Source organism: Herbaspirillum sp. RV1423 (assembly GCF_000577615.1).
Taxonomy (GTDB): Bacteria; Pseudomonadota; Gammaproteobacteria; order Burkholderiales; family Burkholderiaceae_D; genus Herbaspirillum.
In genome coordinates this window covers 14,189-27,231 of sequence record NZ_CBXX010000049.1, presented here as the reverse complement: position 1 = coordinate 27,231, position 13,043 = coordinate 14,189, and the positions used below count along the sequence as shown (strand labels likewise).

General features: G+C 62.3%; 12 protein-coding genes. 7 read left to right on the top strand and 5 right to left on the bottom strand.

Features of this window, described 5'->3' with window-relative positions; translation table 11 throughout:
- Window positions 1–96 precede the first annotated feature (96 nt).
- The 4 genes from RV1423_RS26035 to RV1423_RS28785 form a co-directional block, all read right to left on the bottom strand.
- On the bottom strand, window positions 97–561 hold the full coding sequence (locus tag RV1423_RS26035) for a GyrI-like domain-containing protein (protein WP_034303356.1): 465 nt from the start codon (window positions 559–561) through the stop codon (window positions 97–99).
- 91 nt (window positions 562–652) lie between these two features.
- Window positions 653–1,675 carry a tetratricopeptide repeat protein gene (locus RV1423_RS26030; protein ID WP_034303352.1) on the bottom strand — a complete coding sequence of 341 codons (1,023 nt, stop codon included), beginning with the start codon at window positions 1,673–1,675 and terminating at the stop codon, window positions 653–655.
- A 54-nt stretch (window positions 1,676–1,729) separates the two neighbouring features.
- Window positions 1,730–2,089: a nucleotide pyrophosphohydrolase gene (locus RV1423_RS26025; protein ID WP_034303350.1), complete on the bottom strand. Its 360-nt coding sequence runs from the start codon at window positions 2,087–2,089 to the stop codon at window positions 1,730–1,732.
- Between the two features lie 126 nt (window positions 2,090–2,215).
- Window positions 2,216–3,028, bottom strand: a complete 813-nt coding sequence (locus tag RV1423_RS28785; protein ID WP_051516970.1) for a MipA/OmpV family protein — start codon at window positions 3,026–3,028, stop codon at window positions 2,216–2,218.
- A gap of 197 nt (window positions 3,029–3,225) precedes the next feature.
- Here RV1423_RS28785 and RV1423_RS26015 point away from each other — a divergent pair, with 197 nt between their 5' ends.
- From RV1423_RS26015 to RV1423_RS25990, 6 genes are all read left to right on the top strand, one after another.
- Window positions 3,226–3,924: a response regulator gene (locus tag RV1423_RS26015; protein WP_034303347.1), complete on the top strand. Its 699-nt coding sequence runs from the start codon at window positions 3,226–3,228 to the stop codon at window positions 3,922–3,924.
- A complete protein-coding gene (locus RV1423_RS26010; protein WP_034303345.1) occupies window positions 3,925–5,223 on the top strand; it encodes an ATP-binding protein in 1,299 nt (432 codons plus the stop codon).
- A gap of 375 nt (window positions 5,224–5,598) precedes the next feature.
- A complete protein-coding gene (locus tag RV1423_RS26005; RefSeq protein WP_034303343.1) occupies window positions 5,599–6,924 on the top strand; it encodes an MFS transporter in 1,326 nt (441 codons plus the stop codon).
- 64 nt (window positions 6,925–6,988) lie between these two features.
- Entirely contained in the window at window positions 6,989–7,828 is an 840-nt protein-coding gene (locus RV1423_RS26000) for an oxaloacetate decarboxylase (protein WP_197035010.1), read from the top strand.
- Between the two features lie 134 nt (window positions 7,829–7,962).
- A complete protein-coding gene (locus RV1423_RS25995) occupies window positions 7,963–9,510 on the top strand; it encodes a class I SAM-dependent methyltransferase (protein ID WP_034303368.1) in 1,548 nt (515 codons plus the stop codon).
- A 163-nt stretch (window positions 9,511–9,673) separates the two neighbouring features.
- Complete coding sequence (locus RV1423_RS25990) at window positions 9,674–11,347, top strand: GGDEF domain-containing protein (protein ID WP_034303365.1); 1,674 nt, start codon at window positions 9,674–9,676, stop codon at window positions 11,345–11,347.
- A gap of 21 nt (window positions 11,348–11,368) precedes the next feature.
- On the opposite strand, the gene RV1423_RS25985 is transcribed toward RV1423_RS25990, so the two are convergent.
- Window positions 11,369–12,295 carry a LysR family transcriptional regulator gene (locus tag RV1423_RS25985; protein ID WP_034303341.1) on the bottom strand — a complete coding sequence of 309 codons (927 nt, stop codon included), beginning with the start codon at window positions 12,293–12,295 and terminating at the stop codon, window positions 11,369–11,371.
- Between RV1423_RS25985 and RV1423_RS30180 the strand changes: the two genes are divergently transcribed.
- A complete protein-coding gene (locus RV1423_RS30180; protein ID WP_155835304.1) occupies window positions 12,295–12,780 on the top strand; it encodes a hypothetical protein in 486 nt (161 codons plus the stop codon). The genes RV1423_RS25985 and RV1423_RS30180 overlap by 1 nt on opposite strands.
- Window positions 12,781–13,043: the final 263 nt, after the last annotated feature.

Genomic DNA, 13,043 nt, shown 5'->3' with positions numbered 1-13,043 from the left:
TACATCGCCAATTTTGCTTCAAGGCGATGTTGCTCCATGTCAAGCATACGCGATCTTATCCGGGAATGCATGTCGCCAGGCGGCGACGTATTGTTTTTACCGCACCGCGACGCAGATTTCGCAGGAAAACAAGCCGGTCTGCGGATCGGTGCGCGATCCCGGCAGGTAGCGTTCAAAGCTCGGGCGGGCGTCGAACTGCAGGCCCAGGCCGGGCATCTGTTCACCGCACATCTTCATCCACGCTGCGCCGATATCGCGCGCATTGCCGCGGAAATCCGCCACCGCATAGCGTCCGCCGGGCAAGGTAACGACCTGCGCCGGGCTGTCCGCGACGAAACCGTCGGGCACTTCGACGCAGGCGTCGTAGCGGCATTGTTCCGGCGGCGTGGAGGAAGGATCGTCGAGACCGACGCCGTAACAGGTCGGTCCGTCGAGATGGTTGGCCTGCAGCCAGGGAATGAAGGTGTCGCGCCAGAAATCCCCGAGCGCGGGGCCGTAAGGGCCGGTGTGACGCAGGAAGGCAACCCTGGCCGGCGGCAGTTCGACGATGCGCAAATTCATGCCTGTCTCCTGTGCAGTGAAGATGGAGCGGATATCATACGCGAAACGAATGGGCCGGCAAGCAAGGAAGGGCGGCTGTGTGCAGCCCTTTTCAGGATTTGACCTTGTAATACGCGCCGCCCATGCCGTCGACATCGAACTGCATGCGCAGCGTGCGCTCGGCACCGCAGAAGAACACATGCCAGTCTTCCGTCCAACTGCCTTTGAGCGGATAGGTGTCGGCCACCAGCGGGTGCTTGAGCGGCAGCCAGACGGCATCGCCGATGCGGCTGACGTCCCGGATCGACATCAACCGGAAATCCTTGCATTGCGTCGCATTGGGCGTGCCGCTGCGTTCCGCCGCCAGCGCGGCTCCCGTCATGACGACCGGAATGGCGTCGGCGATCACCTTGGGCGCGGCGCGCGACGGTCCCAGCGTGTCGACCTGCTGCGCCAGCGCCAGGTATTTCTGGTAATTCGGCGGCAGGTCGGGGATGCCGTTGAGCAGCGAACGGATCTGCCTGGTCGTGCCGGCGCCGCTTTGTTCGAGCAGCAGCGTGGCCAGCATCAGACGCGCCGGCACGTAACCGGCGGCGGCCGCACCGGCCAGCGCGTCAATGGCTTCGATCTGGTTGCCGCGCTCGGCAATGTCGCGGCGGGCGATGGCGTTGTATTTGTTCTGGTCGGGTTTGCCGTTGACGATGTATTGGTTGGCCGGGTCGAGCGAGTAGGCTTGCCACAGTACATAGCCTGCGCGCTGGTCGCCGGCGGCGATGGCCTTGCGCGTCCAGGTGCGCGCCTCGGCGAAATCGACCGGCAGGCCCTTGCCCGGCAGATTGAGTTCGCCGTAGATCGCGGCACAGGTCGGCTCGCCGCCTTCGGCGCATTCGCGCGCCAGTTTCGCGCCCTGCTTGACGTCGCGCACCGTGCCCTGGCCGCGCAGCGTCATCAGCGCCAGGAAAGACTTGGCGCGATTGTCGCCTGCGGCCGACAACTGCGAAAACTCGCGGAAGGCGGCATCGTATTTTTGTTCGCCATAGGCATTCAGCGCGCTGTCGATATCGGCCAGCGCCGGCAAGGCGACGGCGGAAAGCAGCAGGCCGAATAGCGCGGACGGGATGAGGGACGGTTTCATTGATGTTCCTGACGTGGGGAGGTGCACGCGCTGCATCGCGCGAAACGCTCTATTTTAATATTCGCTGTACTTGCGCGACTGCCCCTTCACTTTTTCCACCGGGTATTTCTCGCGGTTGAGCGCCATCTTTTCGATCACGGCGTCGTACAGGTCGACATCGAGCCGGTCGGCCAGGCGGATCAGATAGACCAGCGAATCGGCCAGTTCATGGCGCACGCCGATGCGGCGGACAGCGTCGAGTTCGTCCTGTTCGCCGGTCTTGAGCCACTGGAAATGCTCGACCAGTTCGGCCACTTCGACTGACAAGGCCATGACGAGGTTCTTGGGCGTGTGGAATTGCTGCCAGTCGCGCTCTTCGGCGAACCGGCGGACGATGTCGCGCAAGGCGATGAGGTCGGAGGATGGAGTGGTCATCGGGATAATCGATCCGGTTAACGAGAAGACAAGTTGCAAGGACCAGACTATAGCGCCGATTGGGGGCCGGCAGTGCGGCCGCCCTCCGAACCAGCCGCGCGGCATACCGCGACGGCTCAATGCACGTCAAAAGGTATAGTTGACGGCCGCCATGGTGCCGTAATTGGTGCGCGCCTTGACGATCGGACTGTCGCCAGCCTTCGTCATGTAGCGTGTCGCTTCCGTGGCGGCCAGCAGCGACCAGTTTTCGTCGAAGCGGTGGGTCCAGGTGATGCCGGCCTTGAGTGCGTACAAGCCGGAACCCGGCGTATATGTTGCGAAGCCGCTGTTTGCGCTCTGGTTCGCGGTGACGCCGAAGTAGCTCTGGTTGTAATCGGCGCTGCCGAAGTGCGCGCTGCCGGCGACGGCGAGGCTGTCCTTCGGCATGGTCAGCACCGTGGCGTCCACCTTGGCGTAATAGTTGCGGCCGCGATCTCGATTGCTGAGCGGCTGCGACGCGCCGGCGCTGATCGTCAGGTTTTGCGTGATGCGATAGCCGAGGCTGAGGTTAAGCAGCGCGGCGCCTTTGACTTCACCCATGCCTTTCAATTTGTCGGAGCCTGGTTTGAGACGCTCGTTGGAATCCTTGCGGCCAGGGTCATAACCCAACGCCGCCGAGGCGATGAACTTCTCGCCGAAGACGCGGCGATAGCCGATGCCTTCGTCGCTGTCGATGAAGCCGCCCCAGGGCGTGACGACGTTGATGACGGGCAGGGCGACGCCTTTGTATTCGTCGCTGCCGGCATAGCGCGGCATATAGGCGGCGCCCAGGCCCAGCATGATTTTGGTCGAGCTTTCGCCGGCCGGCGCGGGCTCAGACTGCGCCTGTGCCGGTGCGGCAGTCGCGGCGGCGGCCAAAGAGGCGATGGCGGCAACGATGAATGGACGGCGATGTTTCATTTTTTCTCCAGTGATGAATAAGCACATTGTCGGTATGCAGGCCGGGGCGGTCTGTGGGAGTTTGGTGTGGAAATGTGTGTCGATGTGTCAAAATGTTTTTGTTTGTAATGCGCCGGCACAGCGCACGGGGGCGCGGCTATCATGCGCACGGGATGCTGCGGGAGGGCCTAGTCAGGCACAGTCGGGTATAAGCAAGAATGAAAAAAATACTGTTGATCGAAGACGATGTCCGTCTTGCCGAATTGATATCGGAATATCTGTGCCGCTACGATTTCGAAGTGGCGGTGGTATTGCGCGGCGATCGGGCGCTGGCGGCGGTGGAGCGCGAGAAGCCCGACGTGGTGATCCTCGACCTGATGCTGCCCGGCATGGACGGCATGGACATCTGCCGTCAGTTGCGCAAGGACTCGTCGCTGCCGGTGATGATGTTGACCGCGCGCGTCGACATTTTCGATCAGGTCGCCGGTCTCGAAATCGGCGCCGACGACTACATGCTCAAGCCGGTCCAGCCGCGCCTGCTGTTGGCGCACCTGCGCGCCATCCTGCGCCGTCGTGAAGGCCAGTCCGAAGTCGCCGAAGTGCGCCAGTTGCAATTCGGCGAACTGCAGATCGACCTCGCCGCGCGCCAGGTGTGCTGGAAGGGCGAAGAGATCGACCTCAAGACTTCCGATTACAACCTGTTCGTGATCCTGGTGCAGGCAGCGGGCAAGGTGCTCAGTCGCGACGAGTTGCTGCGTCGCTGGCGCGGGATCAATTTCGACGGCATGGACCGCACCGTCGACGTCAGCATTTCGCGCCTGCGCAAACGCTTCAACGACGATGCGCAGGAACCGCGCAAGATCAAGACGGTATGGGGGCGCGGTTACCTGTTCAGTCCGATCGCCTGGGAGGAGTAGGTGCTCCGTAATTTAGTGCGTTTATATCTGGTCATCGCCGCGCTCGTGGTGGCCTCCATCCTCGTCGTCAACTACGGTTTCCCGCACCTGTTCGCCCGTCAGTACGCCCAGGCCGTACGCACCAGTTTCAACGGTGAGAGCTTCATGCTCAATCATTTGCTGTCAGGGCGCAGCCGGGACGAACAGGAGGCGTTGCTGGAACAGTTGCGTGCGGCCGCGCCCGGACGTTACAGCCGGCCGACGCAAACATTTGAGCAATTGCAGCCGTCCGTGCGCGAACAACTGGCGCGGCATCGTGTCGGGTGGGAAATCACCGGCAGCAAATGTTGCTTGGTGTACGTCAAACTCGACGACGGCGGGTTGATGCGAGTGCAATCGCTCGACGGCCTCCCGATGGTCGAGATGGGGGCGTACGCGCTGGTCTTCACCACCATCCTGGCGGCGGTATGCATCTGGCTGATCCCGCACTGGCGCGATCTGGAAAAGCTGCGCCTGGCGGCCGCACGTTTCGGCGGCGGCAGGCTTGATGCCCGCGTGGGTTTGTCGGGACGCTCGTCGATACGCCAGTTGAGCGGCCACTTCGACCGCATGGCCGATCGCATCGGCAAGCTGATCCAGGCACAGCGCGACATGCTCAACGCAGTCTCGCATGAATTGCGCACGCCGTTGTCGCGGCTCGAGTTCGGCCTCGATATCCTGCAACACCACACGCAGGATACGGCAACCGAAAATCGCATCCTCGGCCTGCGCAAGGACGTGGAGGAACTGGAGGCGCTGGTCGCCGAACTGCTTACGCTGGGCATGTTGGAGCACGATCGCCAGGGCGTCTTCACCGAAACTGTGGCCTTGCCCGCGTTCCTGCGCGACGCCTGCGGCGTCACCGACGAGGTGCTGGCGTTGGGCAAGCTCGAATTGAATTGCAGCGTCGACGCGCGGCTCGAGACCGTGGTCACCGAATCGCGCAGCCTTGCGCGCGCTTATTCCAATCTCGTGCGCAATGCCGTGCAGCATGCGCGTTCGATCATCCGCGTGCGTGCCGAAATGGCGGCGTCCGATGCATGGACGCTGATCGTGGAGGACGACGGCGCCGGTATTCCGGAAGCCGACCGCGAGCGCGTATTCGAATCCTTCTATCGTCTCGACCAGAGTCGAGATCGCGCCACCGGCGGCTACGGCCTCGGCTTGTCGATCGTGAAGAAAATCGTCGCGCGCCACGGCGGCGGCATTCGCGTCGGCAGCAGCGAACTGGGCGGCGCCATGTTCGTCATGCGCTTCCCGCTGCGGCAACTGCCGCCCTGAACAGGTCGCCTGCGTTGCAGTCCTCAGAAGCCGAGTCCGGGCCGGAGGTAAGCGGCCAACCAGATCAGCATGGCAATGGTAGCGGCAAGCAGAATCTTGTTGCTCGGCATGGCTGGGTGTTTTCTTGTTGTGGATGCCCGGCATTCTAGTGCCCGCTTTGCGCCGCAGGTATGTCGATGTGTGGGCTGATTGTATTAATTTGTATAAATCCTCGGCGCGCCGATTCGCTTCACCCATAATTGGTCATACCTTTTTACCTTCCGATCGGTATCTCGTATAATTTGGCTTCCCCGCGAGCAAGAACAACCACAACGCCCGGGGTAGGCGGCGTCTCGACATGCCGTTCTGATAACAGACCTCACCAAAGGAGACAACATGGCTTACGCCAACGCAGCATCGGCCGGCACGCTCGATGCCGGAGCCGAAATCGGCAAGCGCGTCATCGGCAAGCTGCACCGCAAGATCGTCTGGTACTGCTTTTTCCTGTTCATGATCAATTACCTCGATCGCGTCAACGTCGGTTTCGCCGCGCTGACGATGAACGCCGATCTCGGCCTGAGCGCCAAGGTCTACGGATTGGGCGCGGGGATATTTTTCCTCGGTTACATCGCTTTTGAAATCCCCAGCAACATGATCCTGCACAAGGTCGGTCCGCGCATCTGGATCGCCCGCATCCTGGTCACCTGGGGCATCGTCGGCTGCGCCATGGCCGCCATTCAGGGCGCATGGAGCTTCTATGCGCTGCGCTTCTTGCTGGGCCTGGCCGAAGCCGGGTTTGCGCCGGGCGTGCTGCTCTACATGACCTACTGGTTTCCCAAGAAAGAACGCGGCAAGGCCGTGGCCGGTTTCATGCTCGCGACCGTGCTGTCGTCGGTGGTCGGCGCGCCGCTGTCGGGTTATCTGCTCAGTTCCACGCACGGCTGGTTCGGCCTGTCGGGCTGGCAGTGGATGTTCATCCTGGAAGGACTGCCGGCGATCGTCATGGGCATCGTGACTTTTTTCTACCTGGTCGACCGGCCCGAACAAGGCAAGTGGCTCGACAACGACGAGCGCCGATGGCTGACCGCGACGCTGGCCGCCGAACAGGAAAAGAACGCGCCGCACGCCCAACATGAGTTCAAGGTGATCTTCCGCGACAAGCGCATGTGGGTCCTGACGCTGGTGTATATGTTCAACGCCGTGGCGATTTACGGCGTGGTGCTGTGGCTGCCGCAGATCGTCAAGAGCCTGGGCGGCCTCAACAATTTCCAGACCGGCATCGTCTCGGCGATTCCATTCCTCTGCGCCGCCGTCGGTCTGGTGCTGGTGGCGCGCAGTTCCGACCGTACCGGCGAGCGCAAGATGCACACCGCCTGCGCCGGGCTGTGCGGCGGCGTTTTCCTGGCCGCCAGCGCATTGGTGCCGTCGCCGCTGGCGGGACTGATCCTGATCTGCATCGCGGCGATGGGTTTGTGGGCCACGCTGGGCGTGTTCTGGACGCTGCCGACGCAGTTCCTGACCGGCGCCGCGGCGGCCGGGGGCATCGCCATGATCAACGGCTTTGCCCAGATTGGCGGGTTCGTCGGGCCTTATCTGGTAGGCTGGATCCGCGAAACCACGCAAAGCTTTTCGATCGCCCTGCTGGTGCTGGCGGTGAGTCCGATGATCGGCTTCGTGCTGTGCGCATCGCTCAAAATCAGGAACGATCGCGCCGCCGATTAGGTTGGTTGCGCAATGGAAGTCCCCCGCGCCGCCGTCGCTGGCGGCGCAATTCTTTGCGGAGAGCATGATGAAACAAGCAATGTCGCTGGCCCGGCGCCTGCGCCAGCCGGGTATTGTGGTGGCGCCCGGCTGCCACGACGCGCTTGGCGCGCGCATTTATGAACAGGCCGGTTTCGAAGCCGTCTATATGACCGGCAACGGCTTGTCCGCCAGCCTGCTGGGCGCGCCCGACATCGGCCTGCTCGGCATGAGTGAAATGGTCGAGCGCGGCCGCGCCTTCGCCGCCGCGGTGCAGGTGCCGGTGATCGCCGACGCCGACACCGGTTACGGCAACCTCAACAACGTTGCGCGCACGGTGCAGAACTACGAAGCCGCCGGTGTCCAGGCGATCCACCTGGAAGACCAGGTCACGCCCAAGAAATGCGGCGCGATGAAAGGCCTCGCTCTGATTTCCAAGGAGGAGCATGTCGAGAAAATCCGCGTTGCCGCGGCGACGCGCAAGAGCAAGGATTTCCTGATCATCGGCCGTTCGGATGCGCGCATGCCGCTCGGCCTCGACGAAGCAATCGCGCGTGGCCAGGCCTATGCCGCCGCCGGCGCCGACCTGGTGCTGCTCGAAATGCTGCAATCCGAAGACGAAATGCGGCAGGCCGTGGCCGCCATCGATGCGCCGCTGATGTTCAACGCCGTCGACGGCAAGACGCCGCCGCTGACCGCCGCGCAGTTCGGCGCGCTGGGCTTTCGCGTGCTGAGCTTTCCGATTTCGGCGACGCTGGCGTATACGCACATGATGCAGCGTTTCGCCGAGCATATCCGCGCCACCGGCAGCGCGTTCGGCGCACCGTGCGGGACGGTGCCGATTGCAGAGTATGAAGCGGTGCTTGGCATCGGCGATTACCGATGACGCGGGCGACGCCGATACTGCGTCGCGAGAAAGGACAGCGCGGAGAATTGCGACGAAATGTCCGTCATATTCCCGCAGACGACATCGGCCGATTCTGCGACACTGCGGATTCGCATTTCACGGAACTGGACGATATGAGCGCCAACTGGACCGACGGCTATGTGACCGACATCGGCTATACCCACGGCTACTACCCGCAACTGAATCCGGCGCGGCTGCAACTGGCTTTCGCCGCGGTCGGGCTCGACAGCCCGGAGGTGCGCACGGCGTGCGAGCTGGGTTTCGGCCAGGGATTGAGCGTGAACATCCATGCCGCCGCTTCATCGGTTGCCTGGTACGGCAACGACTTCAATCCGGCTCAGGCAAGCCATGCGCGGATGCTGGCGCAGGTCGCCGGCGGCGGCGCGCAATTGCAGCAAGCCAGTTTCGCCGAGTTTTGCGCGCGCGAGGATCTGCCGCAGTTCGATTTCATCGCCATGCACGGCATCTGGAGCTGGGTCTCGGCCGAGAACCGCGCCATCATCCGCGACTTCGTCGAGCGCCGCCTCAAGATCGGCGGAGTGCTCTACGTCAGCTACAACACGCAGCCGGGCTGGGCCGCCTTCATGCCCTTGCGCGATTTGCTGCTGCGCCATTTCGACATGCCGTCCAACGCCGGCAAGGGCAGCGCCGAACGCATCGACGCCGCGCTGGAATTCGCCGAGCGCATGTTCGCCGCCAATCCGGTCTACGTACAGGCCAATCCTTTCATGCAGGAGCGTCTGGAGCTGCTGAAAAAGCAGAGCCGCCATTACCTCGCGCATGAGTACTTCAATCGCCACTGGCACGTTGAAGCGTTCGCCGACATGGCAGCGATCTGGGCCGACGCCGGGCTGGAGTTCGCCTGTTCGGCGGACTTGCGCGACTATCTCGACATCGCCAACCTGACGGCGGCGCAGCGCGAATTCTGTGCCGCCGTCGAAGACCGCCACCTGCGCCAGAGCGTGCGCGATTTCATGGTCAACCAGCAATTCCGCCGCGACTACTGGGTGCGCGGCGCGCAACCGCTGGACCCGGCCGGCCATCAGGCCACATTGGCCGCGCAGCGCGTCGTGCTGCTGAATACGCCGGGCAAGATTCCGATGACGCAGAAGACGGTGTCGGCGGAGATCACGCTGAACCGGCACATTTACGACCCCATCATCGATGTGTTGGCGGATTTGCAGCCGCACTCGCTGGGCGAGATCGCCGGCATCGTCGGCAGCCGCAACCTGGGCCTGCAACAGGTTCTGGAAGCCATGATGATGCTGATCGGCAGCGGCCAGGCGGCGCCTGTGCAGGATGAGACCGGCAAGTCAGCGGGCGGCAACGGCTGCGCCGCGCTGAACCGCCATCTGATCGGGCAGGCGGCCGGCAGCAATGCCGACGGCGACATCGAACATCTGGCCAGCCCGGTGACCGGCGGCGGCGTACCGGCGGACCGCATCCAGCAACTGTTCATGCTGGCAGTGCTGGAGCAGCAGCAAACACCGGTCGAGATCGTCGATTTCGTTTGGCGGCGCATCTCGGCGCAAGGCAAGATGCTCGTGAAAGACGGCGTGCGGCTGGAAGACGCGCAGGCCAACCTCGACGAGCTGACCGAACAGGCGACACGCTTTTTCGTGGAGCGGCTGCCCTTGTTGCAGGCGCTGCAGGTGATCTGAAATCAAGCCCGGTTGCTTGATAGAAAATCGCGCAGGACCGCGCGCGTCGGCCATTTTTGCAACACGCCCCCTCCATTGAACCGGACAAACTCGGGTACCATTGATTGCGTTGCCGGGGGAGCATCAGCCCGGGTTCAATACTATTTCCGAAAAGAAAAATATTTTGGGCAACTTGTTGCGACTGAAGTGGACGCTCAAGGCCAAGGTCATCATGGTCGTGGTGACTGCCGTTCTGGCGACTGCCGCGGTGATCGTGTCGGTGTCGCTGTACGTCATGAAGCGCGACATCAAGACGCTCATCGGTTCCCATCAGTACACGACGATCAGCACGATCGCCACCGCCCTCGACGAAAGTTTCCATGCGCGCCGCATCGCCTTGCGGTCGCTGTCGCAAGGATTGCCGCCGCAGGCGCGCCGCGACATCAGGCAATTGCAAATCTATCTGGCCGGCCATACCAGCCTCACCGAGATGTTCTTCAACGTTTCCGTGTTCGGCGCCAACGGCGATCTGATCGCCAACTTCATCGACACCGGCTCCATCGGCCGCTATAACATCACCGACCGCGAATACATGCGCCGCACGCTGGCGTTGAAGCAGGGCGTGATTTCCGAACCGCTGCGCAGCCAGATGTCCGGGCGCGCGGTCGTGCTGATGACCGAACCGGTGTTCGACGACAGCGGCAAGGTGGTGATGGTTTTTGTCGGCAGCATCGATCTGCAGCAAGCCAATTTCCTCGGCCAGTTCACCGATGCCAGGATCGGCAAGACCGGCTTCATCTTCATCCTGACTTCCAAAGGTATCATCGTCGACCATATCGACAAGGGACGCATCCTGCAGCATGCCGACAGTGCCGGCGGCAAGAGCGGCGGCACCGAGCGCGCGCTGCAGGGCTTCGAAGGCAGCATGGAAGGCATGAGCCGCGCCAACCAGCCGGCGCTGTTCGCCTACAAACGCATGAAGACGGCGGACTGGATCATCGGTTCCCTGTATCTGAAGGACGAGGCTTTCCTGGCCATCCGCGATATCCAGAACAAAGCCCTGCTGGTGTCCCTGGCGCTATCGATACTGGCCGGCTGGCTGGCGTGGCTGATCATGTCGCGCCTGATCGATCCGCTGCATCGCCTGCTCTTGCACATCCAGAAGATACGCGCCGCCGGCACCTACGATGAAGTCCCGCTGTCCTATCGCGCCGACGAAATCGGCGATCTCGGCAGCGCGTTCAACTCGCTCATGCGCGAGCGCAAGGATGCCGAGATTGAACTCGACCAGGCGCGCGTCAATCTGGAAAGCATGAACAAGACGCTGGAAAGGCTGGCGCTGGAAGACGACCTCACCGGCCTGGCCAACCGCCGCCGGTTCGATCTCAGCCTGCAGGAAGAATTCAGCCGCGCCGTGCGCGGCGGCCGTTCGCTGGCGCTGGTCATGATCGACGTCGATCACTTCAAGCAATACAACGACATCTACGGCCACCTCGCCGGCGACCAGTGTCTGCGCAAGGTCGGCCGCGTGATCAGGGCGCAGCAGACGCGGCCGGGCGATCTGATGGCGCGTTACGGCGGCGAAGAGGTGGCGGTGTTGCTGCCGGGCGCCGACGAAGCCGGCGCCATCGCGGTGGCCGAACGCATCCGCCTGGCCGTGCGCCAGCTCGGTTTGCTGCATGAAGGCAACGATGCCGGCATCGTCACCGTCAGTGCCGGCGTCAGCGCCTTCGTGCCGATTCGTGATATCGACGCGCCCGACAAACTGATGCGCGCCGCCGACAAGGCGCTGTATCTGGCCAAGGCGCAAGGCCGCGATCGCACCCGCAGCAGCACCGATTTGCCGCAGTTCTCCTGATTGTCCTGAGCGTTTTGCGAGTCAGTTCTTCTTGTATTGGCGCGTGAATTTCTTCGCCAGTTCAAGGAAATTTTTCTCCGCCGGAGAAATGCTGTCCGTGCGGTTCACCAGCGTGATCGGCGCGACCAATGCCGGACGCGCATCGCGGATGCGGCAATACACCACGCTGTCGCGATGGAAATCCTTCATCGACGCCGGCACCACGGAAATCCCGCCGCCGGCCGCCACCAGGCTGATATTGGTCAGCATGCGTTCCACTTCCGAGGCGATGCGCGGCGTGAAGCCCGCATTCTCGCAAGCCTCGATCAGCCGCGAATACATTCCTGGTGCGCCGTGTCGACGTACCAGGATGAATTGTTCATCGACCAGCGCCTTGAGCGAGACCACAGGCATGTCGCCCTTCTGCGGTTTATCCAGCAAGGCATGTCCGACCGGCAGGATCAGCAGCATTTCCTCGTCGAGCAACTGATGAAAGCTGATGCCGCGCGGCTGGCTCACCGGCGAGCGCAGGAAGCCGATATGCACCTTGCCTTCTTCGATCTCCTCGGTCAGCTCGGCCGCATTGCCCTCGCGCAGGTCGAGATGCACGCCGGGATAGGCGTCGCGATAGGCGCGGATGATGGAGGGAATCAGCGGATGCGCCGCGGCGGAGCTGGTGAAGCCGATGACGATGGTCCCCTCGAAACCCTGCGCCGCCCGCGCCGCCTTGGCCGCCGCCTGTTCGACGCTGCGCAGGATGGCCTTGGCCTCTTGCAGGAAGGCCGCGCCGCCGGCGGTGAGTTCGGCGCCCTTGGGATGGCGGCGGAACAGGTCGAAGCCGAGTTCCTTTTCCAGCATCCGGATCTGGTGGCTCAATGGCGGTTGCTGCATTTCCAGCCGTTCGGCGGCGCGGGTGAAGTGTTGTTCTTCGGCCACTACGAGGAAATAGCGGAGGTGGCGGAGTTCCATTGGGTGTTGTCGCTTTTGGGTTTGAAGAATGGGGTTGGGATACATTTTACATCTGGGGTGTTTTGTTTCGTTTTGCTTGCGGTTTGTTGTTGTTGTTGTTGTTGTTGTTGTTGTTGTTGTTCTTTCTTCGATCAACCGTGGTTGCTGGGGGGCTGAAGCACTGCTTCAGCAAACGGCAGACGCTCACTTTTCTTGCTTCGCCAAAGAAAGTAAGCAAAAAAAGGTTGGAGCACTGCTCCAACCGGTTCGTCGCCCCCTTCGGGGGTGCCCGGTGGCGGCAGGCACAAATCGGGAGGAAAAATAAACTCGCTTCGCTCAGACAAATTTTCCCTCTTTATCCGATTTGCACCCGCCGCCACCGGCGACTCTCAAGCGGAACTGCTGATCCGGCTCGCTGCGCATTGCCGGATCGGTTCGGTGACGCGCAACTTTCCGTGGTCTATTTTTTTCGTCGTTCCAACGCAAGTTGGAACCCAGCGTCGTGAAGCAGGTTGAGTGACGCATTAACGTCACTGGGTCCCAGCGTTCGCTGGGACGACGGACTCATTGGCACCCGCTGAACGTCTGAGACTGCGATGCGAAGCGAGCAGTCTGGAAGTTCCGCTTATGAGCTGCCGTTGGTGACGTGCACAAATCGGATAAAGAAGGGAAAACTGTCTGAGCGCAGCGAGTTTTCTCCTTCCCGATTTGTGTGCGGCGCCAACGGGAACCCCGAAGGGGCGACGAACAGGTTGGAGCAGTGCTCCAA

Bases quoted from the DNA above. Each gene is read 5' to 3' on its own strand.
- RV1423_RS26035 (WP_034303356.1), bottom strand. From the start codon at position 561: ATGAATTTGCGCATCGTCGAACTGCCGCCGGCCAGGGTTGCCTTCCTG.
- RV1423_RS26030 (WP_034303352.1), bottom strand. From the start codon at position 1,675: ATGAAACCGTCCCTCATCCCGTCCGCGCTATTCGGCCTGCTGCTTTCC.
- RV1423_RS26025 (WP_034303350.1), bottom strand. From the start codon at position 2,089: ATGACCACTCCATCCTCCGACCTCATCGCCTTGCGCGACATCGTCCGC.
- RV1423_RS28785 (WP_051516970.1), bottom strand. From the start codon at position 3,028: ATGAAACATCGCCGTCCATTCATCGTTGCCGCCATCGCCTCTTTGGCC.
- RV1423_RS26015 (WP_034303347.1), top strand. From the start codon at position 3,226: ATGAAAAAAATACTGTTGATCGAAGACGATGTCCGTCTTGCCGAATTG.
- RV1423_RS26005 (WP_034303343.1), top strand. From the start codon at position 5,599: ATGGCTTACGCCAACGCAGCATCGGCCGGCACGCTCGATGCCGGAGCC.
- RV1423_RS26000 (WP_197035010.1), top strand. From the start codon at position 6,989: ATGATGAAACAAGCAATGTCGCTGGCCCGGCGCCTGCGCCAGCCGGGT.
- RV1423_RS25995 (WP_034303368.1), top strand. From the start codon at position 7,963: ATGAGCGCCAACTGGACCGACGGCTATGTGACCGACATCGGCTATACC.
- RV1423_RS25985 (WP_034303341.1), bottom strand. From the start codon at position 12,295: ATGGAACTCCGCCACCTCCGCTATTTCCTCGTAGTGGCCGAAGAACAA.